17 protein-coding genes are annotated in these 22,865 nt (G+C 65.1%); 16 read left to right on the forward strand and 1 reads right to left on the reverse strand.

Annotation, left to right across the window (positions count from 1 at the left end; translation table 11 throughout):
* Nucleotides 1-37 precede the first annotated feature (37 nt).
* Nucleotides 38-508 carry a hypothetical protein gene (locus OG474_RS29380; protein ID WP_405056834.1) on the reverse strand — a complete coding sequence of 157 codons (471 nt, stop codon included), beginning with the start codon at nt 506-508 and terminating at the stop codon, nt 38-40.
* A 684-nt stretch (nt 509-1,192) separates the two neighbouring features.
* On the opposite strand from OG474_RS29380, the gene OG474_RS29385 reads away from it, so the two are divergent.
* The 16 genes from OG474_RS29385 to OG474_RS29460 all read left to right on the forward strand — a co-directional run bounded on the left by OG474_RS29385 (nt 1,193) and on the right by OG474_RS29460 (nt 22,846).
* Nucleotides 1,193-3,208 (forward strand): hypothetical protein, encoded by a 2,016-nt coding sequence (locus OG474_RS29385; protein WP_405056835.1) that lies wholly within the window; start codon nt 1,193-1,195, stop codon nt 3,206-3,208.
* A 273-nt stretch (nt 3,209-3,481) separates the two neighbouring features.
* Entirely contained in the window at nt 3,482-3,850 is a 369-nt protein-coding gene (locus OG474_RS29390) for a hypothetical protein (protein WP_405056836.1), read from the forward strand.
* 436 nt (nt 3,851-4,286) lie between these two features.
* Nucleotides 4,287-5,174, forward strand: coding sequence for a hypothetical protein (locus OG474_RS29395; protein ID WP_405056837.1), 888 nt, complete (start codon nt 4,287-4,289; stop codon nt 5,172-5,174).
* A gap of 12 nt (nt 5,175-5,186) precedes the next feature.
* Nucleotides 5,187-6,230: a toprim domain-containing protein gene (locus tag OG474_RS29400; RefSeq protein ID WP_405064627.1), complete on the forward strand. Its 1,044-nt coding sequence runs from the start codon at nt 5,187-5,189 to the stop codon at nt 6,228-6,230.
* A gap of 110 nt (nt 6,231-6,340) precedes the next feature.
* The gene (locus OG474_RS29405; RefSeq protein WP_405056838.1) at nt 6,341-7,066 is read left to right on the forward strand and encodes a hypothetical protein; all 726 of its coding nucleotides are present in this window, start codon (nt 6,341-6,343) and stop codon (nt 7,064-7,066) included.
* 36 nt (nt 7,067-7,102) lie between these two features.
* Nucleotides 7,103-7,870, forward strand: a complete 768-nt coding sequence (locus tag OG474_RS29410) for a hypothetical protein (RefSeq protein ID WP_405056839.1) — start codon at nt 7,103-7,105, stop codon at nt 7,868-7,870.
* A complete protein-coding gene (locus OG474_RS29415; protein ID WP_405056840.1) occupies nt 7,867-8,421 on the forward strand; it encodes a CHAP domain-containing protein in 555 nt (184 codons plus the stop codon). Before OG474_RS29410 ends, OG474_RS29415 begins: the two co-directional genes overlap by 4 nt.
* Before the next feature lie 17 nt (nt 8,422-8,438).
* A complete protein-coding gene (locus tag OG474_RS29420; protein WP_405056841.1) occupies nt 8,439-8,729 on the forward strand; it encodes a DUF6112 family protein in 291 nt (96 codons plus the stop codon).
* Nucleotides 8,730-8,741: 12 nt separating this feature from the next.
* The gene (locus tag OG474_RS29425; protein ID WP_405056842.1) at nt 8,742-9,980 is read left to right on the forward strand and encodes a hypothetical protein; all 1,239 of its coding nucleotides are present in this window, start codon (nt 8,742-8,744) and stop codon (nt 9,978-9,980) included.
* Nucleotides 9,977-11,395 carry an SCO6880 family protein gene (locus tag OG474_RS29430; protein ID WP_405056843.1) on the forward strand — a complete coding sequence of 473 codons (1,419 nt, stop codon included), beginning with the start codon at nt 9,977-9,979 and terminating at the stop codon, nt 11,393-11,395. The genes OG474_RS29425 and OG474_RS29430 overlap by 4 nt, the downstream gene beginning before the upstream one ends.
* Nucleotides 11,396-11,520: 125 nt before the next feature.
* Nucleotides 11,521-12,801: an ATP-binding protein gene (locus tag OG474_RS29435; RefSeq protein WP_405056844.1), complete on the forward strand. Its 1,281-nt coding sequence runs from the start codon at nt 11,521-11,523 to the stop codon at nt 12,799-12,801.
* A gap of 4 nt (nt 12,802-12,805) precedes the next feature.
* Entirely contained in the window at nt 12,806-14,560 is a 1,755-nt protein-coding gene (locus tag OG474_RS29440; protein WP_405056845.1) for a type IV secretory system conjugative DNA transfer family protein, read from the forward strand.
* Complete coding sequence (locus OG474_RS29445; protein WP_405056846.1) at nt 14,557-14,943, forward strand: hypothetical protein; 387 nt, start codon at nt 14,557-14,559, stop codon at nt 14,941-14,943. The genes OG474_RS29440 and OG474_RS29445 overlap by 4 nt, the downstream gene beginning before the upstream one ends.
* Nucleotides 14,944-15,423: 480 nt before the next feature.
* Nucleotides 15,424-16,638, forward strand: coding sequence for a diguanylate cyclase (locus tag OG474_RS29450; RefSeq protein WP_405056847.1), 1,215 nt, complete (start codon nt 15,424-15,426; stop codon nt 16,636-16,638).
* A 1,181-nt stretch (nt 16,639-17,819) separates the two neighbouring features.
* Nucleotides 17,820-22,319 (forward strand): DUF6531 domain-containing protein, encoded by a 4,500-nt coding sequence (locus OG474_RS29455; RefSeq protein ID WP_405056848.1) that lies wholly within the window; start codon nt 17,820-17,822, stop codon nt 22,317-22,319.
* The gene (locus OG474_RS29460; RefSeq protein ID WP_405056849.1) at nt 22,316-22,846 is read left to right on the forward strand and encodes a hypothetical protein; all 531 of its coding nucleotides are present in this window, start codon (nt 22,316-22,318) and stop codon (nt 22,844-22,846) included. The genes OG474_RS29455 and OG474_RS29460 overlap by 4 nt, the downstream gene beginning before the upstream one ends.
* Nucleotides 22,847-22,865: the final 19 nt, after the last annotated feature.

Genomic DNA, 22,865 nt, shown 5'->3' on the forward strand with positions numbered 1-22,865 from the left:
CGAAGCGCGATCAATCCACACCCGACGATGTCTGATCTCAAGTGAGGTAGATGGCCAGTACGGACAGGGCCAACAGAGCTACATAAAGTGTGCTTGTCTGCAGCCTGGCCACTTGAGCAAGTACGTCGCGCAGCCGTCTCAGACGACGGGGATAGCTTCGTGTCAGATGGGTTGCCATGCCTGGTACGTGGAGGCTGCTCTCGGGCGCGAGGATGTCCGAGAGTTTGTTGCTCGCCACGGCCATCTCTATCTCGATGGACCTCGCCGACAGCCGGCGCTGCACGACCTTCCGATGAGCGTCTATTAACGCAAATGCCGCCGTTGAGATCACGCCTAGCCCTGCGGCAAGGGGACGGTCGGTGGTCAGGCCTATGCCGGCTGATCCGAGAGCGACTGTGACAGCCAGGCCCTTGACTTGAAACAGGATGGTGTCGGCAGCGCGGATAGCCTGCTGTAGTTCGCTGAGCTCAAGCTTGAGCAGGTCGAATCGTGCAGACAGTTCGTCCATGTCTAGCGGGGGTGTTGTTTGCTGCCCCCATCCCCTCACAGGGAGCATCGGTGTCGCGGCGCCGGTGTTACAGCTCTCGTTGCGCTCGAACGGGATTCCTTTGAGGCACGAAGTAGCGCAGCGAGTGGCTGGCCCTGGGGTCGTGACTGCTGACAGTCGCTCGAGCGGTCGAGCCGTGGACTTCGGATGACCCTTATCTGAGGCGCTCCCTGCGTGTCGGATGCATCTGCCCGGTTTGGTTTACTCCTGATCAGGCTTGGCTGATACAGCGAGACGATGTCAGGCCTGCGCGTCATCGCCTGAGGTACGAGCAATGCCTGCTGGGGTTGGTGCGGACTGTTGGCGACGCGCCAGACAACAAGCTTCTGGTGCCTGAACGGCCTAGGCTCAATCGCTCATGGGACCAGTCGGACATGGGTGGTGCCCCGGAGGGGGATTGTGGCGCGTCGCTTGAGTCGCTTGAAGCAGTGGGGGCTCTTTGTGCCCCGGATCGTCGATCTTGCGGTCGCATGGCTCGTGCTGAGGGCGGTCTACTCAGGTGCCCAGGCGCTCCGTGAGTTCGCGGATGTTCCTTCAGCCACACCGCGAGTTCGGTCCCGTTGTGTGTCGGGCCTCAATCGGCGGCTGGCGCGGGAGACTCTCGAGGAACGTCGAACTGCCTATCTCTCCCTCGGAGTTGCTCTCGTGGCAGCGCAACTGCTGGTCAGAGTTGCGTCCGCCGAGCTCTACTCGCTGTCTGGGTGGTGGTCTGCCCAGGGAGACAGGTCTGTAGGCGATATCGCAGAGCTTGCGGCGAAGTCGGTCGAGCGTGCAGGGCTGGTTGGTGGTGGGCTGCTGGTGGTCGCCAACGTGCTCTTCGTAGTCGCGTTCCTCCGACTTGCGAATTGGACTGCGAATTGCTGCATCGCCTGGGGGCAGCGGGTTGAGGAACTTCTCCATCCACAGCTTCGGATTCTGGTAAACGCCGAGGTCAGCGGATCGACTCCAACACGCTTATGGGCGAACTCTGCGCAAGGGCTCGCTGCGGCCGATACTGCGGATCGCTGGATCGAACGCGCTGGATCGCGCCGCATCGCGAGCCTTGTGACCGAGCTTGGAGCTACCGCAATCGCGGTGAGTGGGCGTCGCGGAATGGGGAAGACAACGCTGCTCAGACACATCCTCGGATCGGTCACTACGCCGGCCGCCGAGGCCCAAGAGCCGATCTCGGGTCGCCGGAAGCAGTCCGCAGGCACAGAGCATCTGCTGCGTAAGCCGATTTCGGTGTTCGTAGAGGCGCCGGTCGACTATGCGCCGCGTGATTTCCTGCTGGATCTGTTTGCTCAGCTATGTGAGGCTGTGATCGCAGCCGACGGCGGTCAGCGATACCGGGCGCGGACGCAGGCAGGCCATGTGACGCTTCGAGTCACGAGATCTATCATCAGATCGCTGTGCCTTGTGGTCGGACTCGCGTACGTCGTGCACAGTTGGGGCGACCGCACCAACCCGGCAGCACGGCTTCCGCTGGAACTTTCCGACCTGATTGTCCGGGCTGTTGGCTTGAACGTTGCGGTCAGCTCCGGCGCAAAACTCGTGATCGCCTGTGGCTTCATCGGCGCCAACATCGCCGCTCGGAAGATAGGACGCGGTGGCTCAGGGGACCTGGCCCGGCGGGCCATCAAGGAGCTGGGACAGATCCATTACCTGCAGACACTGCAAAGTGAACGCAGTCTCACCGCGAGCCGTTGGCTAGTTGGGACTGGATGGCGCCGGACGCGTCAGCTGGCGCAGCAGCCGATCACGGTGCCTGAGCTGGTACGGCGCTACCGGAATTTTGCACAGACAGTCGCGGCCAAGCCTCCAGACAAACATGGCGTCGGTCTGCTCGTCGCTATCGATGAAATGGACCGGATCGCTAGCGCGCAGGCAGCCGAGGGTCTGCTCAATCAGATCAAGGCGACTTTCAATGTGCCGGGCTGCATCTACCTAGTGACCGTCTCGGAAGAGGCGTTGGCGCAGTTCGAGCGTCGGATCGCTACCACTCGCACGGCTGTGGATACGTCGTTCGACGAAGTGGTATGGCTGCCAGAGTTCACGGTGTCTGAGTCTTTGGCGCTGCTTCGTCGCCGTGTGACCGGATTCCCTGACCTTTTTCTAGTGTTGTGCCACTGCTTGGCCGGGGGCGTACCGCGTGACCTTGTCCGGGCTGCGCGTAGCCTTGTGGATGCGCGGTTGAGTACGGGCTTGGACGACCTGGCATCTCTTACGAGGATACTGATACGCGCCGAGACTGCCTCCTATGTGCGGGGGCTTCTCCGCGATCTGCGCGCTCAAGGCCGATCAGCCACTCAGCAGCCCACGCCGTCTCCCGGAGCCATTTCCGGGGTCGTCCCTAACAATGACGGTGCACTGGTCCGGCTGCTGGTGACTGCCGGATCCGACTCCGTCGCGCTGCAGACTGGGGTGAACATGCTGGTCGACCAAGGGGACAGGCAAGCTGCTGCCCTAGAGGCGGTACTGGCTTACTACTCGTTGGTCGAACAGCTCTTTACCCGACATCATGACATCGCCAACTCGGTGATCAGCGAACCACCAGACGCAGACAGCCTCGCGCTCATTGAAGCGATCTCTGCTGTTCGGGCCAACCTGCCGGACAGTCCCGAGCTCGCCGGCGAGCAGATCGATGAGCTCCAAAGTCGATTGCCGCCGGGGAAACCATAGGTCGCGGTTTCCGAACCTCTGCTTCTGCGGGCGAGGACGGGACTGCCCCCGGTTCGGTTGATGCAGAAACCTCTGGCAGTCCACTGCCGGATATGTAGGGATCACGAACCCTGACGCACTTGCAGCGGACATCCGTCGCGTTTCTGGAGAGCCAAAACCGCAAGGCTGAGACGTTGAGCGTGCCTCACGTCACCTCTGTTAGGGGTGCGATGCAAGGAGGGCGCATGAGTCGGGAATCGCTGCCGTTGGGGACGTGGGGGACGATCTGGACTCATGGGTCCACGGACCTTGCACGGCATCAGAGCCGCAGTCGCCGTTGGTTGCTTTGCCGCGGCCGATTTCGACTCCGTCCGTAGAGACCTGCTGGATCCGTGGCAACCTCAGGAGCAGCTGCGACTTCGCCGCCTGGCCGCCTGGGCGAAGACTTCGGAGAGGTTGATCGCGGTGTCGAGCGTGTTGGGGACTAGGCCGTCGGCGCGCGTGGTCGGGACTGTGGGCGGGCATGTGGTGAGCGTGGCAGGGCGGCTGATCGATGCTGTCGAGCATCACGTCAACGCAGCCTCACGGCGGGGCGGGGTCGCTCGTCCTGCGGTTGAGCTCGAGGGGTATGAGCTCGAGCACGGGCAGCAGCTCGGGAGGTAGGGGTCCTGGATTGGCAGATCCGGGTTCCGGATGGGTTCGTGCCAGGCGACGTTTGTTGTCGTGGACAACGATTCGGGTGGCGAGCGGTTCTCAGGACCTGAGCGAAGGCACGGCCCTGCATCGGCGGTGTGGTCGATTGCACGGTTGATCGCGTTGCTGGACGAGGCGATCGACTCTGCGGGCGAGCAGCTGGCTCGATCTGGTGGGCTCGGCTTTGAATGGACGGAGCAGGATCCCGTCGTTCGGCCGATTGGTGGCAGGCGGCCACGTAGCCCGGCTCGGAGTGAGGCTCTTGACTACGAGGAAGCGCCTGTTGTGGAGCTTCCCTGATCTGAGACCTGCAGGGGTCCTGGTTCTGTGATTCCGGGTTCTGCCGGGGCGAGTGAGCGAGCACCTTCAGGGCTGTCAGTTTCGACGACAGCTTGCGGAGGTAGTGGTGAACGATCCGGGTTTTGTGGTGTCGGCGGAGGAACGCCGACGGTTGCTCGCGGCGAATATGGCGGCGGCGAAGTTCTTTCGCCGTGAGTTGCTTGGGGCAACGGGTGGCTGGCCGGTGGAGTACTTGAAGGCGCGAGGGGCCGAGTCCGTGCTGACGGTCAGCGCGGATTGGAAGGTCGGGTACGCGCCGGATGCTTCGACGAGGCTGGCTGACCATCTTCGGGGCGACGGCGTCAGCTACGCGACGATGGTCAAGGCCGGGCTGGTCGAGTGGTCGGCGGGTGGTGACGCGGTTGATCGGCATCGGGATCAGTTGATGCTGGTGGCGCGTGATGACCGGCTGTCGCCGGTCGGGTTCGTCGGCATTCGCGAGGATGGTCACGCGGGGCCGGTGACTCCGGCTAATGCGATTCATCGGCCGTCGAACGTCCTGGTGGGTCTTGAGGAGCAGTTGGACCTGCTCACGCAGGGCGCGGTCCCGGTGATCGTGAATGATCCGATGGACGCGATCGCGGTGACGAACTTGAGCCGGGAGACGGGTGGGAAATGGGTGGGGATTCCCGTCTGCGAGGGCACCTTGTCGACGGCGCAGGCGCGGCTTGTACGGCGGTGGTCTCGGTCGGACAAGGTGATCGTCGTACTGACCGGGGAGGATGCGGCGCGCAATCAGACCGCGGGTTGCGTGTTTGATCTCGCGTTGTTCTTCGATCGCGTCCGCGCAGCTCAGCTGTCGATGCCGATCTCAACGGCGGTCATGCACGAGGGCACCAAGGGCCAGTTGGTCGAGATCTTGTCGGGGCCGCGATCAGTCGTGACGTCGAAGGGTGCTGACGATCAGCTGGTTGGGGACCTGAATCCGCCGGCCCGGGGACCGGGGTTGGGCTGAGCCGTGAAGAAGGTGACGCTGGAGCTCAATCGGCACGCGTGGGAGTTCTATCAACGGCAACTGAACGCCAGGCAGGACGGTTGGGCGGCAAGACATTTGCGTGATCGTGGCCTGGGCATGGCTCTGACTGACCCTGCATGGGGGATCGGGTATGCGCCAGACAGTTGGACGGCGTTGACCGATCATCTGCGGAAGTCGGGGTTCGCCGAGGAGAGTCTGATGGCGGCCGGTCTGTCGGCACCGACGATGAACGGGTACCTCGTCGACCGGTTTCGTGACCGGATCATGTTCGCGGCCGAGAACCCAGACTTGGAGCTTGCCGGGTTCGTCGGTCGTGCTCGAAGCGGCTTGGTGCGATACCTGAACAGTCCGACGACAGAGCTGTACCGCAAATCGGAGGCTACAGTCGGTCTGCTGGCGCAGCGCGGGAAATTGTTGCGTGGGGCGATGCCGGTCTTGGTTGAGGGTGTGATGGATGCCCTCGCGGTGGATCAGTTGGGGAGCCGGTGGGCGGGTGTCGCGACCTGCGGTACGGCGGTCACTCGTGAGCACGCATCGGCGATCCGACAGCTTGCGCCAGGCAACAAGATCGTGGTCGCGTTCGATCCCGACCTGGGTGGCCGGCTAGGCGCGGTACGCAGCCTGAAGGCGCTGGACGAGGTGTTCGGCGCGGTCGAGGCGGCGGTGCTGCCGGACGGCCTGGACGTGGCAGAGCTGTTCCAACGGTCGCCGCGACGGCTGCAGGAGTGCCTGGACTCTGCTGGTCCGTTGGCGGAGTTCGCGATCAACGTCGAGTTGGCGAAGTGGGAGCCGGTCCTGGATCACGTGAGTGGTCAGGTCAACGCGTTGCGTGCTGTTGCGCCGTTCGTGAGGAAGTTGCCGTCGGCACAGGTCGCGGCTCAGATTGGGCGCCTGTCGGAGCGCCTGGACCTTGAGGTCGCTGTCGTGACGCGGGAGGTGCTGACACCTGCGGTGAGGCGCTCGACGGGACGCAAGCGCGGTGGTTGGGACGGCGGGGTCCTGGATGAGGGGCCTGCTAATTCCAGGACTCCTTGATCTAGTAAATCCGGGTTCTGGGATCGGGCTGTGGGCAGCAGATTGGTGGCACGGCGGTACGACGAGGAGCCGGAGCGATCCGCTTCTCCTTCCCCAGGACGGAGTCACCGATGAACGTGGAGTTGGAGGTCCTTATCAGCGACGCAGCCAGGTCGGGCTGGGCGGAGGGTCCGTCGAGCCGGCTGGCTGAGGGGATCGAGGAGCGGATCGTGTCCCTGCTACCGAGCAGGATCCGGATCGCTCTCGGCGATGACGAGGCGGCGCAGCTTGCTCGGCTGATCGCCTGGGAGCGGTGCCACGAGCTGGCGGTGGTCGTACCGCCGGGCGGAGTCACGTGGGGCTATCTCGCGAACTTCGTCCGGTGGCGGCTGACCGACGTACTGCGTGCGGAGGTCCATCGCCGGCGGCAACATCCGCTGACGACTCCACTTCCAGAACCAGAGGCGTTGCCGAGGCCACTGCTGGGTGGCCATCTGGATCAGATCGTGGAGGAGCTCGCCCGACAGGGCATGGCGCCGGCGGTCGCCCGGCTGCTGATTGCCGCGGCGGCCGACGGTACGTCGTACCAGCGCGCGGCCATCGTGGTCCGTCTACGACGGGTCGGCGCGTCCAAGGAGCAGGCCGAAGCCTTCAGCTGGCTACTGCGTGGCGGTGCCGCCGGCCGGTCAGCGCTGGCCAGGCTCGCCTCCGGGCAGCCGCCGGGGCAGGTCTTCGCGGATCCAGATGTCCGTCGCTGGATTTGGGCCGCGTCCGGCCGTGACCTGCGGTTTTTCGGGCTTAGAGGGGCCCTCGGTCGCCGCCGACTGGTCGGCGTGGGGTTCCTGCGAGCCGCCTGACGGAAAAAGTTCCGGGCTCATCCGTTGAAGCCCGGCATGACGCACAACTACCCAGCTGTACCTCGCCATCACTGGCTCGTTCGGTACTACCGCGCGCAGCTCAGGTTCTTCCTGCACGTCTTCGGCGGTCTGCGGATCATCCCGCCGCCACTGACCGCGCTCGGATTCGCCTGGCTGCGCCGTACTCGAGTCCCCAAGAGAGGAACACGCATGAACAAGTCGATCCGGTCCAGGATCGTGATCCCCGCGGCACTCGTTGTCTGTACGGCGCTGGTCGTGCTGCTGGCCGGCTGCGGCCGACGGACACCCGGTACGGCGGTTGGCCCGTCGGTTCCGGGCGACAACGTCCAGGTGACGCGGGCGCCGTTGCAGGAGTGGAAGGTGCCGGTCACCGCTGACTCGCGTGAGTACGCGATCGAGTTCGCGCGGGCGATCTGGACGTACGACGCGTCCAAGCACAGCTACGTCGACTGGGAGAACGCCGTCAGCATGTTCCCCGACGCCGGCGGTTCCGGTGGTGCCATCGCGCGCAGTCTTCTGCCCGGACTCGCCGAGTGGAGGCAGCTCGTCCTCCAGAAGGCTCGGGCCAACGCGCTGGAGATCAACGCGGAAACCACACCGGAGCTGGACAAGCTCCGGAACACGCATGGGCTCCCGCAGGGCTGGCAGGCGTACGTCGTCCGCGGCAAACAGACCGTCGAGTTCGGCAAGGAAAGTAGGACGATCGACCGGTCGCTGGCTGTCAGCGTGGTCTGCGTCTACACCTGCAAGTTCTGGTCGGCGTCGGCCCAAACGTCGCTGTGATCATCAAGCTGACACTGGCAAGCGCGCTGCTGGCCAGTGGGATCGGACTGATGGCGCCACTGGCCATCGCGGCCCGTGCCGACGACACCTGCGTCGTGACGCCTACCGAGTCGTTGCCGGCTGAGTGCCAGGCGCCGCCTGCGAGTACAGGCGCTTTGCCGGGCGCGGATGAGGCGGTGGCGCGGGCGCTGCGGCTGGTGGGGAGTCACGGCTACTACCAGCTGTGCGCCCGCCTCGCGGCCAACATCTGGGGCCGCCCGCACTCCGGGTACTACTCAGCGGCCGTGCAGTGGCGCCAGATGCTCCAGACCGGCAACGCGCACCGAGATGACCGGCAGCCGCCGGTCGGAGCGCTGCTGTTCTGGGACACCGGTGGACCGTACGGCCACGTCGCCGTACACATCGGTGACGGCCAGATCGTGTCCAACGACATCGGCGACAGCGTCTCTGGCGAAGGCGGTGTGTACCGCGTCCGGTTCGAACTCATCGAGTCGAAGTGGGGCGCGACCTACCTGGGCTGGGCGCCGCCGGTCTACCCCTCCTCCTCTTGATCAACGAAGGAATCCACGTGTCCAGCTTCATCATTACCGCAGATCCTGGCATCCAACCGAACACCGACGGGCTGCCCGGCCTGCCGGCGCTTCAGCACATGATCGGCGCACTGCTTCCGTTCGGCCTCGCTGTCTGTGTCGCGGTGTTCGTCATCTCGGCCGCGGCCTGGGGGACGGGCAGCATCAACGGCAACGCCGGCTACGCGAGCAAAGGCAAGTTCGGCTGCCTGATCGCGGTTGGTGCGGCGATCTTGATCAGCTCGGCCAACGGCATCATCCGCTTCTTCAGTGGCATCACCATCGCCTGATCGGAGGTCGGGATGGACAACTGGCTTCAGTGCCTGGTGAACCCGAGCGTCTGCGCGGCGCAGGGTGCTGCCGATGCGGCGGCTCAGTCGATGTGGCAGTCGTTTCTGCGGTGGATGGCGAAGGGTTTGACCGAGCTGACGGGATGGGTGTTCGAGTCGTTCAGCAACAGCACGTCGCCGCGGTTCGATCAGGCGTGGTGGCGGGAGAACCTTGACCTGATGGTGGCGATCTCGCTGCCGATCCTGGTCTGCCTGTTCGTGATTCAGTGCGTGTCGGCCGCTGTACGTCGTGAGCCGGGGCGGCTGGGGCACGCGGTGGTCGGTGCGCTGATCGGTACGGCGGGTGTGCCGTTCTCGGTCGCTGTCATCGCGGGTCTGGGCAGCGTGGTCGACCAGATCTCGGTCGGAATCCTCGGCGGGAACGCCGCAACGGCGGAGGCGATCAAGCGCCTGACGACGATCACGGCGTTGCAGGCGGTCCCGACGCTCGGAGGCTCTGTGCTGATCGCCGTCATCCTGGGACTTCTCGCGGCTATCTCCTTGTACTTCGTGATGCTGGTTCGGGAGGTGGCTCTGGTGGCCTTCGTGGTCTTCGCCCCGATCGCGATGGCGAGCTGGACCTGGTCGGCGACGCGGCACTGGATGCGACGGTGGATCGAGATCGTCGGCGCGTTGCTGTTCTCGAAGATCGCGATGGCCTTGATCTTTACCCTCGGCCTGTCGGCAATCGGCAACACGGACGCAGCCGGTGAGGCCGGCCTCGGGACGTTCCTGGCGGGGATCCTGCTGTTCGCTATGGCTGCCTTCGCTCCGCTGGCGACGTTCTCGTTCATTCATTGGGCGGGTGATCACGCATCGGAGGCAACTCATCTGTTCCAGCAGGGAGCGACCGGTGCGACCGCGCTCAAGCAGCGGGCCGAGCAGGGCTATGGCTGGGCTGCACATCACTTCGGTGGTTCGAGCGGAGGCGGAGATTCGTCGCCGGTGGTCGGAGGCGATCTCGATTCCGGCGATGGCGGCGACGGTGGCGATGCGCCGGAGAAGTCGGACCTCAGTGTGTCGCCTGGCGCCGAGGTGGTTGTCATCGACAACAACGGCAACACGCCACCTCCCGAGCCGACTCAGAGCAGTAGCGGCGGGACCTCGGCAACTGCCGTGGCGACCAGCCAAGTCTCGGTCACGGCTAGCCAACCGGCCGAACAGTCGGATGCCGCCGGCAACACCGATACCCAAGGAGGGAACCAGCAATGAGCAGCCCTCTGTCCACGCGCTTCCCGCGCCCCGAACGAAACGCCGTATTGCTGGGGCTTCGACCAGTCCAGGTAGGCCTGTTGCTTCTCGCCGTGGTCACAGTGACGTTGGCCTTCGTCAACCAGTTGCCGATGGCCCCGATGATGGCCTCTCTGTTCACGGCGTCGAGCTGCCTGGCCGTCGTGTTTCTGCGGGCTGAGCACGTGCCGCTGTACCGCTGGCTGATGTTGCGCGCGATGCATCTCGTACGGCGACGCTCGTACCGGGCCGACGTGACCAAGCCGCGGCAGCACGGACGACTGCAACTGCCCGGTGACGGCGGTGCGTTGAGAATCCTGACGACGAGCGCAGGCGTCGGAGTGGTGCACGACCCACGGCGGCGCCGCTTGATTGCGGTGGCGAAGCTCGAAGGGCCGGCACATCTCCTACAAAACGCCGACGAGCAGGACCGGCGGGTGACGGCGTACGGGCAACTCGTCGCCGGCTTGTGCCAGAGCAACCGGATCGCGCGGGCACAGGTTCTTGAGCGCACCCTGCCTGATCCCGGTGACGAACTCACTGCCTGGGCCAAAGCACGCAAACTCGACGGCAAGACCCCAGCCGGAGCGATCTACACAGACCTGCTCCGGCAGGCGGCACCAGCGGCCGCGCGGCACGAGACCTTGTTCAGCTTTGCTATCAGCCTGGACGCGGTCGGGCGTGAAGTCCGCAAGCACGGAGGCGGCATCGCCGGGGCAACCGTCGTACTGGAATCGGAGGCCCGCGCGTTCCAGACCTCGCTCGCCGCCGCTGGGGTGGCCGGTTGCTGGCTGAGCGCGAAGGAGCTGGCGATGAGTCTGCGAGTGGCGTTCGATCCTGCCGCGACACGGACCATTCCGTCGACGCAGGACTTCGACGCGTCGGAGGCGGGGCCGCTGGCGGTCGACGAGGACTGGGACCAGCTGCGCACCGACTCGTCGTTTCACCGCGTGTACGTCGTCACCGAGTGGCCGCGGGTCCGGGCGAACCCGGCGTTCCTCAGCCCATTGCTGCTGAAGCCTGGAATCAGACGAACGTTCAGTCTGGTGCTGCAGCCGATCCCCATGGCGAAGGCGCTACGAGATGCCCGCCGGCACCAGGTCGAGCGGGTCACCGACCGCGCGACCCGATCCAGGATCGGGCAGTTGGAGACCGAGGAGGACCGCCAACTCGACGCCGACGTGGCTCAGCGCGAACGCGACCTGGCCGCAGGCCACGGCGACGTCCGCTGGCTGGGGCTGCTCGTCGTGTCCGGCGACAACGAGGAGGCACTCGACGACGCGTGCATGGCGATCGAGATCGCCGCCACGCAGGCTCTCCTCGACGTACGGCGGCTGGTCGGTCAGCAGCTCGAGGGTTTCATGGCCGCGGCTCTACCGTTCGGGATCGGACTGTGATGAAGCAGCAATCGGCATACTACGAACTCGAGGGCGTCGACCGCGCCACGCGACGGGCCAACCGACAGCCGCGACGTATCGCACGCTCAGCTGGGTCCAAGCCGAGTGCGCGTTCGCTGGAGACTGTGTCCGGTAGAGCGACTCGTCTGCTGGTGGACAAGCACCGGGCGACCACCCGGATCCTGCAGGCCGCGTATCCGTTCCTGGCTGAAGGCGGGCTCGGAGCGGACGGCACCTATATCGGATCCGACGTCTTCAGCGGCGGCTCGTTTGTCTATGACCCCTGGGTGCTCTACCAGGACAGAGTCATCACGAATCCGAACATCCTGCTGGCAGGGGTGATCGGCAGTGGCAAGTCGTCAACGGCGAAGGCGCTGATCACGCGCTCGCTCGCACTGGGGCACAAGGCCTATGTTCCGTGTGATCCGAAGGGGGAGTGGACCGCGGTTGCCGAGGCGATGGGCGGTTCGACTATCAAGCTCGGACCTGGTCTGCCGACTCGCCTGAACCCGCTCGACGCGGGCCGGCAGCCGCAAACGATCGATGATGACGAGTGGAACCGAATCGTCTGGTCCCGCCGACGCGCCCTGCTCGGCACTCTGGCGGAGTCGACTCTTGGCCGGGGACTGGCTGCGATCGAGCACACTGCACTAGACCTGGCCCTTGAGACGGCTTGCTTTCAGGTCAGCGTGCCGACTATCCCGGACGTTGTCGTGGCGCTCTTCACGCCGGATTCCGATCGGGCCGAGCGGGCCGGTCTGCGGACTGCGGCGCTGGTCTCGGACGGTCGCGAGGTGGCCCATGCGATCCGCCGCCTGGTCCATGGCGATCTGTCCGGGATGTTCGATGGTCCCTCGACCACCTCGTTCGATCCGTCTCTGCCGATGGTCACCTTGGACTCGTCCTGGCTGAGCAGCGGCGGCAACGACCAGGCACTCCGCCTCACCCTCGCCTGCGCATCGTCGTGGCTCGAAGCCGCCGTCGCCGATCCCGCCGGTGGCAACAGGTTCATCGTGTACGACGAAGGCTGGCGCGTGATGCGTGATCCAGCGCTGCTGCGGCGCATGCAGGAACAGTGGAAGCTGTCCCGTGCATGGGGCGTCTCAAACATCCTCATCGTTCACCGCCTGTCCGACCTGGCAGCCGTGGGCGATGTGGGCTCCGAAGCACGGGCACTCGCCGAGGGCCTCCTGGCCGACTGCTCGACACGGATCATGCTCCGCCAGGAATCCGACCAGCTCGCACGCACCGCGAGCCTGCTCGGACTAACCGACGTGGAGATCGCCACGATCGCCAAACTCCCGAAAGGCCGTGCGCTGTGGCGGCTTCCGAGCCGATCGTTCGTAGTACAGCTCGTCCGTCACGCTCGTGAGGTTGAGCTCTTCGACACCGACGCCAGGATGTAGCGCGGTGAACCAGCGATCCGGGCACGACCTGACCGACACCATCTTCATCGCGGGCTCGATCCTCTTCGCCTTCGCGGGCGTCCTGTACCTGGCCGGCGGCGTCGCGAGCATGCTCACCACGGGGGAGTGGGTCACCTCGCCGTGGATCGACGCACTGCGCGCACCCCTCCATCCCGACGACCCAGCCGCCGCGTTCGGGCTGACGTCGTCGGAGCTGCCACCGACGGTGTACTGGGCTATCTTCGCTGTACTGCTGGCGGTCCCACTCGGCCTCTCCTACATCGTCATGTACCTCTGGCAGAACCGCAAGGCCACTGCTGCCCATCGCGGTCGAGCGCTGGCTGGGCGTCCGGGCCTCGCGACTCGTGGCGAAATCGAAGCCGCGGTCGGCAGGAGTCAGGCGGTACGCCGCGGCCGCACCGCCCGACCGCAAACACCCAGCCGGTCGCCGTACGAGGTCGGCACACTGCTGGGGCACTCTCGCGGCTGCGAATGCTGGGCATCGGTCGAAGACTCAAGAATCGACGTCGGCCCACCACGCTCCGGCAAGGGCCTGCATCAGATCATCGGCGCGATCATCGACGCACCCGGCGCCGTCGTCACCACCTCTACCCGTCCCGACAACCTCGCCGCCACGCTCGAGCTGCGCCGAGCCATCGGTCCCGTCGCGGTCTTCGACCCACAGGGACTCGGTCGAGCCGAAGGCATCCGCTGGTCACCGGTCCGGGGTTGCGAGAATCCCACCACCGCGATGATCCGGGCCGCGGGTCTCGCGGCGGGTGCCGGCTTTGCCAAAGGCAACGTCAGCGACGCGGCGTTCTGGCACGGTCAAACCGAGATGGCGCTTCGCGGGCTTCTCCACGCCGCCGCTCTCGACGACACTGGGATCGGCCAGCTCTACCGCTGGAGCCTCGAGCCCGCCTCCGCCATCGAAGCCGTCGGCATCCTCAACCGCTCAGACGACGCCGCCGAAGGCTGGGGTGACACGCTCGACGGCATCGTCCGCATGGACGGCCGTACCCGGGACGCCATCTGGGCCGGCGTCCGCTCCGCCCTGTCCGCCCTGGCTGACCCCGCCGTACGCCGATCCTTCGACCCACCCGAGGGAGAGGGCCTGGACCCGGCCGAGTTCATCCGTCAACGAGGCACCATCTACCTCCTTGGCACCGGAGCCGGTGCCTCGGCCACCTCGGCGTTCATCGCCGCACTCCTCGAAGACATCACCGAATCGGCCCGGCAGATGGCCGCCCACAACCCCGGCGGCCGCCTCGAACCACCCCTGGCCCTTGTCCTCGACGAGATCGCCAACCTCTGCGCCGTACCGTCCCTGCCATCCCTCATGGCCGACGGCGGTGGCTCTGGCATCTCCACCCACGTGGTCATCCAGTCCCTCGCCCAGGCCCGCGAACGCTGGGGTGAACAAGCTGCCGCAGCCATGTGGGACGCCGCCACCCTCCGCCTCATCCTCGGCGGCTCAGCCCAACCCCGAGACCTCCAAGACCTCGCCGCCGTCTGCGGCGAACGCGACGAAGAAATCCGCAACTGGAGCCGAGGCCCCGACGGCGGTCGCACCACCTCCACCAGCACCCGCCGCCTCCCCATCCTCCCGCCCGACGTCATCCGCACCCTCCCCTTCGGCACAGGCGTACTACTGGCCCGCACCGCCCCACCCATCTTCCTGAACATGACCCCCTGGACAGCCCGCACAGACGCCGACGCCATCCGCCTGAGCATCGCCCGAGCAACCGACCTCCCATGAAGCACCGTGAGGAATTCGATCGCGCCTTCGACCTTCCATCCGCCGATCCATACGTCATCTGCTGGCGAGACCTGGATCCCACCAGTACGGCGGAGGAGGCGGAGCGTCTCGCACACTGGGTCAGCTGGGCCTCGGACCGCTACGGCCTCGACCACAAGGTCATCCCACCGTGCTGGCGCGAACACGGCGCCGTCGTCGAAGAACTCTCGGCCCTCCGCACGTTCTGGGAGTCCTGCTTCCAAGATGACGCCGGCCCATCAGAACCCCTGGCCTTCCACCGCGACCTGACCCTCGCGCTCCGACGCCTCCGCGACTGGACAGCCCTCCTCGGCTGCACACGAACAGCCCACCGCGAACCTGGTACACGAGCAAACGGTAGGTAACCCCCAATGAGTCGAAGATGCCCGCAATGCCCTAGCTCGTGACCCGGACGCCGCAGGGCAGCGTGGAGCGGGCGGCGGCCAGGTCCGTCGCCTGAACAACGGTGACTACCGCGTCAAGCACGAAGTGAGCGCCGACGCCGGTCCTGGTTGGTTGCTCCGACGGCTACCCGCTGCGGGCGCCGATCGTTGCAAATGTGGTGCGCGGCCACCGTGCCGGGCCGGGCTGCGGATCGGTCAGTGCCAGTCGTTGTTACGCATCGCGACGCACCTCCTTCCCGGCATCCGGGGAGCCCCTCAGGAGGTGGGCCCTGCCGCTGACAATGGGTGACGCGGCAGCTACCCTGAACTCTGGGGACACAGTGAGGTTGGGGGGCTTTCATGCCGAGTATCCGGTATTGGGTACTCAGACGCAGGAATCGCAGGCGAACCGATGCCGCATGGTCACCTGCCCGCTGGAACCTGTGGTCGGCACCTCGGGTCGTGATTAGCTACGTCCTCGCCGTCGACCTGATCGCCCTCGTCACGATCATCGCCACGCTCAGACTGGTTGACGTCACCGGCCGTCACTGGATCTGGCTCGCGATCCTCGCGGCCGGTTCCGCGGTGCATATCGAAGGTGCCCGCCGGATCGAGCGATTGCGGGAGGTTGTGGCTGAAGGCGTGCCCTACGTGAACCTCAAAGGGATGTGGACATTCGCCGGAATCCTGGTTCTGCCGCCTCCGCTGGCTGTTGTTCTCATCGCCTCGACGTACATCCATTCATGGTTCCGGCTGCGCCGCGTCCCGCCGTACCGGTGGTGCTTCTCCGCGGCCACCGTCATCTTGGCCGGCGCCCTCGGTGCCTTGTGCCTGGCAGCAATCAGCCCGCTGACCTACCCCGGCTATCCGCACGGCCCGATCGGCCTCGTCGCAGCCAGTGCCGCAGGTCTGGCGTACTGGTTCGTGAACTACGCCCTCGTCGTCGGCGCGGTCATGCTGTCCAACCCCACTGGTCGGGCCAGCAAGGCGCTCGGGCGATTGTCGGACCAATTCATCGTGGCCGGTGCTCTCGGGCTCGGGGTCGCGATCGCCGTCGTGCTGGCCAGCGAGCCCTGGGCACTGGTCATGCTGCTGCTCACCGTGCTCGGGCTGCACCGCGCGCTCCTGGTCGGACAGTTCCAGGACGCGTCCCAAAACGATCCGCTCACGGGGCTGGCGAATCAGGTGTTCTGGTACCAGTTGGCCGGTAAGGAACTCGAGCGGGCCGAGCGCACGACCACTCCGCTCGGAATGCTGTACCTGGATCTCGACCACTTCAAGGATGTCAACGACGCCTACGGCCACGCCGCTGGCGACACCGTCCTCAAAACCATCGCCGTCGAGCTGCGCCGCGAACTCCGCGGCGACGACCTCGTCGGCAGGCTCGGCGGAGAAGAGTTCGCCGTGCTACTCCCGAACACCACCGCCGCCGACACGACCGCCACCGCCGAGCGAATCCGCCGCCGGATCGCCGCGCTGACCGTCGAGGTCACCGCCAGTACCGGCCTCGCAACCATCGACGGACTCAGTTGCTCCATCGGCGTAGCCACCTACCCAGACACCGGCCAGACCGTCGCCGACCTCAGCCGAGCAGCCGACACAGCCATGTATGCCGCCAAGAACGCCGGTCGCGACCGCGTTGTCACCGCGCAACCGGACACAGGCCCCGAAAGCTGAACTGATTCATGCCATGAGTGCCGATAACCGCACTCGACCAGTACGGCGGAGGAGGCGGAGCGCCTTGCACACTGGGTCAGCTGGGCCTCGGAGCGCTACTGCCTCGACCACAAGGTCATCCCACCGTGCTGGCGCGAACACGGCGCCGTCGTCGAAGAGCTCTCGGCCCTCCGCACCTTCTGGGAATTCTGCTTCCAAGACGACGCCGGCCCATCAGAACCCCTGGCCTTCCACCGCGACCTGACCTTGGCACTCCGACGCCTCCGCGACTGGACAGCCCTCCTCGGCCGCACACGAACAGCCCACCGCGGACCCGCGCGCGAGCCGACGGCAGTGACGGGCGGTTCAGAGGCGATCGCTGCAGGAACTTGCAATTACTCAGAGCTTGGTTGACGTTGCTGGGTGTTTGTGGTGGTGTTTGTGGTTGCGTTGGTCGTGGCTGGGGACGTGGGGTTCGTGGGGCCAACGCATGACTGGGGATGATCATGCGCCGTTTCGCCGTCTTACCTTTGTCTGCCCTGTTGCTGGCTCTGCTCGCGCCTGCTGGTGCTGATGCGAGCGTGAAGTCTGTTGCAGTGGTGCCCGCTCCTGCGGAGCCGGCTGCGGCGGTTGTGTCGCCCAAGCCGCCAGAGGCGCCGATGTCGTTGGATGCGCGACGTGCTCAGGTTGCGAAAGCGCAGCAGATGCCTCTGCGGCAGAAGGCCGTTCCTACCCCAGCGATTCAGGGCCCTCGGGCCGCTTCGGCCGCTGCGGCGACGTGGAGCTTCACCAACGAGTCCTACGATCCATACTACGTACCGGGGCGGACTGTCTGGGGCTTCACCTTGGGCGTCGCCAAAGCCACGGGAATCACGGTTAGCAGTCCAAGCTCTGCGCTTGATGTGCAGATCTTCGATGCGGCTGCCGGCACAGAGTTCCCGATCATTTCCTACGACATCATTTGCTTCAACTCAGGCGGATTCCAATGCCCACAGGTGCCGGTCTGGTCAGGACCGAATCTCGCGTTGGTTAGTGGTCGCGCGTATCAGGCTCGGTTCCGCATTCGGCCGAACTCGAACGCTGCGGAGTGGTCGCCTTGGTACACCACGCAATCACATCCCGCTCTCTACGCCCCCGGAATTCCTGGTGACCTTGCAGGACAATGCACGTGCCCGCTGGTTCAGGCGTATCGGGCTGACCCGGTGAACACTGCGACGGGCGCGTTCGTGGAGGCTTACGTCGACGCCAAGGGGACGGGCCCAGGCGTCCCACTGCAACTGTCGCGGTTCTACTCCTCCCTAGCTACGACTACGTCTGCGTTCGGAAAAGGCTGGTCCTGGCCGTACGACTCCTCGCTGACGACAACCGCCGCCGAGGTGGCGGTACGCAATCCCGACGGCGCTGTCGTCAGATTCGTGAAGGACACTGCCGGAGTATGGCAGCCTCCTGCCTCAGTGCAGTCCCGGCTGCGCGCCGTTAGCGGCGGCTGGGAAAAGCGCGATACGGACGACACGACCTATCGGTACGACGCCACCGGGAAACTGACCGGAATCGTAGATGCGGCCGGAGTGGGGGTGGCTCTGGCGTACGCGGATGGCAAGCTCGCGACGATCACCGAGCGTGGTGGACGTACCGCGACGATTACCTGGGGATCCGATCGAATCGCGAAGATCGCGCTGTCCGACGGCAGGCAGATCTCTTACGACTATGCCGGCGGACTGCTGACCGGCGTGACGGATGTTCGCGGGAAGACAACGAGCTACGGCTACGACGCCGCCGACCGGATCATCACGGTGACGGACGCTTTGGGCCGGGTCATCACGAAGAACATCTACGACGCGGCGACCGGGCGTGTATCAAGCCAAACCGGGCCGACTGGTGATGTGACTCGATTCGAGTGGGATGCGGCTAAGGGTGAGGCGGACACGATCGACCCGAACGGAGCCGTGTGGACGGATGTCTACTCTGCGGGAGTCCTGGTCGCGCACTACGACCCCCGAGGCAACGCAACGACCTACGACTACGACGGCCGTCTGAACAAGATCAAAGTCACCGACCCGCAGTTCAACGAGACCCGGATGACCTACGACGCCCGCGGGAACATGCTGACGCGGACAGCGCCGGCGCCGTTGTCGTACAAGGAGACGTGGGTTTACGACGCCGAGGACAACGTGACGTCGGCGACCGATGGGCGTGGGAAGACGACGACTTTCACGTACGACGCCGCGAACCGGCCGACGTCGACCACGGACCCGGGCGGCGGCAAGACCGTACTGACGTACACGGCGCTGGGGCAGTTGGCGACGCAGAAGACGCCGTTGGGCAACGTGACGACCCAGGACTACGACGGTGCCGGAAACCTGGTCTCGAATACGAGGCCGCTGGGTGCGGTGCAGAAGTACGAGTACGACGCCGCCGGTCGGGTGACCGCGAGTATCGATCCGCGGGGGAACGTGGCGGGCAGTACACCTGAGGACTACACCACGCACTACACCTACGACTCCGCTGGCAACGTTGTGACGACGACGAACCCGGACGACAGCGTCGCACGGTCCAATTACGACGACGTCGGCAAGCTGGCGAGCTCGACGCAAGAAGACGTCTCTGGGACGGTGCTGTCGAGGACGGCCTACAGATATGACGCGGCTGGGCGGTCGATCGAGCAGTCCGACGCTAACGGTGTGACGCAGGCAACGACCTACGACTCACGCGGCAACCGGGCCTCGTCAACTGACGCCACCGGAGCGAGGACGACCTATACCTACGACTCGATGAATCGTGTTGCGACGATGACCACCCCGCGCGGCAACACCGCGGGAGCGACACCGGCTACGTTCACTTGGTCCTACAGCTACGACGCCAACGGCAACCAGCTCTTCCAGACCGATGGTTCGGGCCGTAAGTCGTCGCAGACCTTCGACGTTCTGAATCGGGTCGTGACGTCGACGTCGCCGGCCGGGGCGGTCACGACGACGACCTACGACGGCAGCAACAATGTGCTCACGTCGAAGGACGCGCTGGGACAGGTTACGACCAACGTGTACGACGCGGTCGGTCGTCTGCAGACTACCGCGTTGCCGTCGATGCAGCCGACGACCTACACCTACGACCTGGATGGTCAGCGGCTGTCGATGAAGTCGCCGAGCGGGGCGTCGATCACGAAGTGGACCTACGACGCCGACGGTCGGCAGACGACACAGGTCGATCCGCGCGGCAACGTGACCGGCGGGGCCCCGGCTGACCACACCACGAAGTACACCTACGACCCGGCCGGGAACCTGCTGACCCAGACCGACAAGCTCGGCCGCGTCACCACCCGCACCTACGACCCGTCCGGCAACGTAGTCGGTGAAAAGGACCCTCGCGGCTTCACTACCACCTCCACCTATGACGCCCTGCACCGCCTGACCTCGGTGACGTCACCGGCCGGCCCGGCGACGACGTCGTACAGCTATGACGCGGTCGGGAACCTGATCGAGCGCAAAGACGCACGCGACGGCGTCACGAAGTACGGGTACAACGCGCGCGGAGAGATGGTCTCGCTCAGCGACCCGCTGAACCGTAAGCAGACCTTCGGCTACGACCCCGAAGGCAACCTCACCGAGATCATCAAGGCCCGCGGCTACGCCTCCGGCGACCTCCCGACCTACACGATCAAGCAGGCCTACGACCTGCGCGGTCTCCGCACCGCAGTGACGACCGCCTCGGCCGCTTCGAACTCGACGTTCGGGTACAACGCCGACGGGCAGATGACGTCCTTCACCGACGCAACGGGAGCGACAACGCTCACAGTGGACGCGATCGGCCAACTCAAGACCGTCACCCAGCCGCAGGGCAACTACTCCTACACCTACACCCCGTACGGGGCGGTCGCGACCCGCGTCCAGCCCGGCGCCGTCACCGCGACCTATGCCTACGACGCTGACGGCCGCGCGATCTCGATGGTCGCCGACGCGCAGACCACCAAGTTCGGGTACGACGTCGAAGACCACCTGACGCTGCTGACCTACCCGGCCTCCAGCGGCTACACCCAGGCCCGCACCTACGACCGCGCCGGTGCGGTATCGGCGGTCGTCAATCAGAAGTCCGGTGTGACCACACCGCTGAGCCGCTACGACTACACACGCGACCCGAACAACAACCCGACCACGATCAAGCGCACCCGCGGTGCCACCGTCTACAACGAGGCCTTCGAGTACGACGCCGCCAACCGGGTCACCAGGAACTGCCTGACCCTGGCCACCTGCACCGGTGCCACGCAGTACATCAACTACAGCTACGACACCAACAGCAACCGGCTCACCGAAGAACGTGTCGGGACCACGACACCCGGCACGATCAAATACACCTACGACGCCGCCAACCAGATGGTCAACCGCACCGACCAGGCCGGCGTCGTCACACCCCAGGTCTACAACGCCGACGGCCAACTCGAAGGCAACGGCCGCAAGTGGGACGTCCTCGGCCGCATCACCGAAGAAGCAACGGCCAAGTTCGCCTACGACGCGCTGGACCTGCGTCGCACGGTCCAGAATGCCGCGGGCACCAAGAAGCTCTCCTGGGACATCAACAACCCGCTCCCCATGCTCGGCGTCGAAACCCGCACCGACAACAGTCTCTGGCGCCACCGCTACGCCCCCGACGGCACTGCCGTCTACGTCGAACACCCAGGCAAGACCTACCCCCGCTCACTCACGCTCACCGACGGCATCGGCAGCATCACCGACATCGTCGACCAAGCCGCCGGAGCACGATGGCGCTACAGCTACGAACCCTTCGGCGCCAAACGCACCAACGAAAAACTCAACACCACCGCCGAAGACCCCGGCCTCGGCTTCACCGGCGCCTACCTCGAATCCACCACCGGCAACTACCACCTCCGAGCCCGCGACCTCAACCCCTGGGGCATGTTCCTCTCCCCAGACCCCCTCACCCCGGACACCGCAGACCCCTACATCACCGCCTACGCCTACGCCAACCAACGCCCCACCCTCTACGCCGACCCGAGTGGCCTTATCGGCATCGCCCCCTACCCTGACTACGAGACGGGCCTCGAGGATCTCTCCGGCGTCTACAGAGCCGTCGTCCATGCGACCGATGGGAGCCTGCTTGACTTTGCCCTACAACAGAAAACCGGCAAAGGTACATCTAAGTGGTACGAAGAGTACGTTGAGTGGACCGGCGTAAACGGTAACTCAACCAATGCCCAGGTTAGCGAAGAGCTCACCAACACGGCCATCTTGTTTGCACCGGGAGGCGGTGAAGCACGCGCCATCTGCAGACTCCTCGAAGCAGAACGCTGGAACCTGGTGCTCAGTAAACTCGGTAGGCCACCAGCACGCCCAGCGCCGCTGCCGCAGATCCTGGCGAACAAGAATGCCGGAGACGCTGTCACTAAAGCAATCATGGCTCGCTATCCGGGTGCTCGAGACGAGGTCACAATGCAGGCTATAAGTGGGAGTAGACGTCTGGATGTCTTGACGGCCGATGGCGTCGGCATCGAGTCGAAGGTCGGCCGGACCTCCCTAGGCGCCCGTGAGCGGCAAGAACTGGCGAGAGATGCTGAGCTCGTCAAGTTGGGCAAGGTGAAGCACGTGATCTGGGAGTTCTCAAGGAGCGGCGTAACAGGCAAAGTCGGCCCTACAGGTCCGCTGGAGGCAGCTTTGAAAGCCGCCGGGATCACGATAGTAATAGTTCCATGACTGTTTCGTGGAATGGATACACACCGTTCGATCCAGGAGTCGAGCAGCCCCTACATCAGGTGAGCAAGCGGGAAGCACGCGCGGCATTCAAGCTCTTGATGGCGGCCAAGGCCGGGCGCATCGAGGAGCTCCGTGAACTGCTGCAGATCAACGGTGTAGTGCTGTCGTCCGATGACGACGGGTTGCAGCGGATCAACGACTGGTTTTGTGCGGAGGTTGAAGGCAATGCAGAGACGCTTCGGCTAGAAGGCATCTGGTACTCGGTCGTCAACGACTTGGCGCTGTTTCTCGGCGACGTGCTCATCGAGCGCTGTCCAGGACTGCACTGGGTGATGTTCGACAAAGGTGCGCGCGATGTTTCATACCAGCGGCATGTGATCATGGGTTTCACGAAGGTGCCGAATCCGAAGTTCAACTTCGATGTCGATCTGATGCTTGCAGCTTACGGTCACCAGATCATCAGCGCACAGGAGGTACAAGCCAACACGTTCGTAACGTGGATATCCGAGCAGGCAGCTTATGCCTGAACCGCGTGCTTCGAAGGCT

Origin of the sequence: Kribbella sp. NBC_01505 (assembly GCF_045040285.1) — a bacterium.
Classification (GTDB): domain Bacteria; phylum Actinomycetota; class Actinomycetes; order Propionibacteriales; family Kribbellaceae; genus Kribbella.

Excerpts from the sequence above, each read along its gene's own strand:
- OG474_RS29430 (WP_405056843.1), top strand. The coding sequence starts at position 9,977 with ATGAGCAGCCCTCTGTCCACGCGCTTCCCGCGCCCCGAACGAAACGCC.
- OG474_RS29445 (WP_405056846.1), top strand. The coding sequence starts at position 14,557 with ATGAAGCACCGTGAGGAATTCGATCGCGCCTTCGACCTTCCATCCGCC.
- OG474_RS29390 (WP_405056836.1), top strand. The coding sequence starts at position 3,482 with ATGGGTCCACGGACCTTGCACGGCATCAGAGCCGCAGTCGCCGTTGGT.
- OG474_RS29460 (WP_405056849.1), top strand. The coding sequence starts at position 22,316 with ATGACTGTTTCGTGGAATGGATACACACCGTTCGATCCAGGAGTCGAG.
- OG474_RS29405 (WP_405056838.1), top strand. The coding sequence starts at position 6,341 with ATGAACGTGGAGTTGGAGGTCCTTATCAGCGACGCAGCCAGGTCGGGC.
- OG474_RS29380 (WP_405056834.1), bottom strand. The coding sequence starts at position 508 with ATGGACGAACTGTCTGCACGATTCGACCTGCTCAAGCTTGAGCTCAGC.
- OG474_RS29410 (WP_405056839.1), top strand. The coding sequence starts at position 7,103 with ATGACGCACAACTACCCAGCTGTACCTCGCCATCACTGGCTCGTTCGG.
- OG474_RS29425 (WP_405056842.1), top strand. The coding sequence starts at position 8,742 with ATGGACAACTGGCTTCAGTGCCTGGTGAACCCGAGCGTCTGCGCGGCG.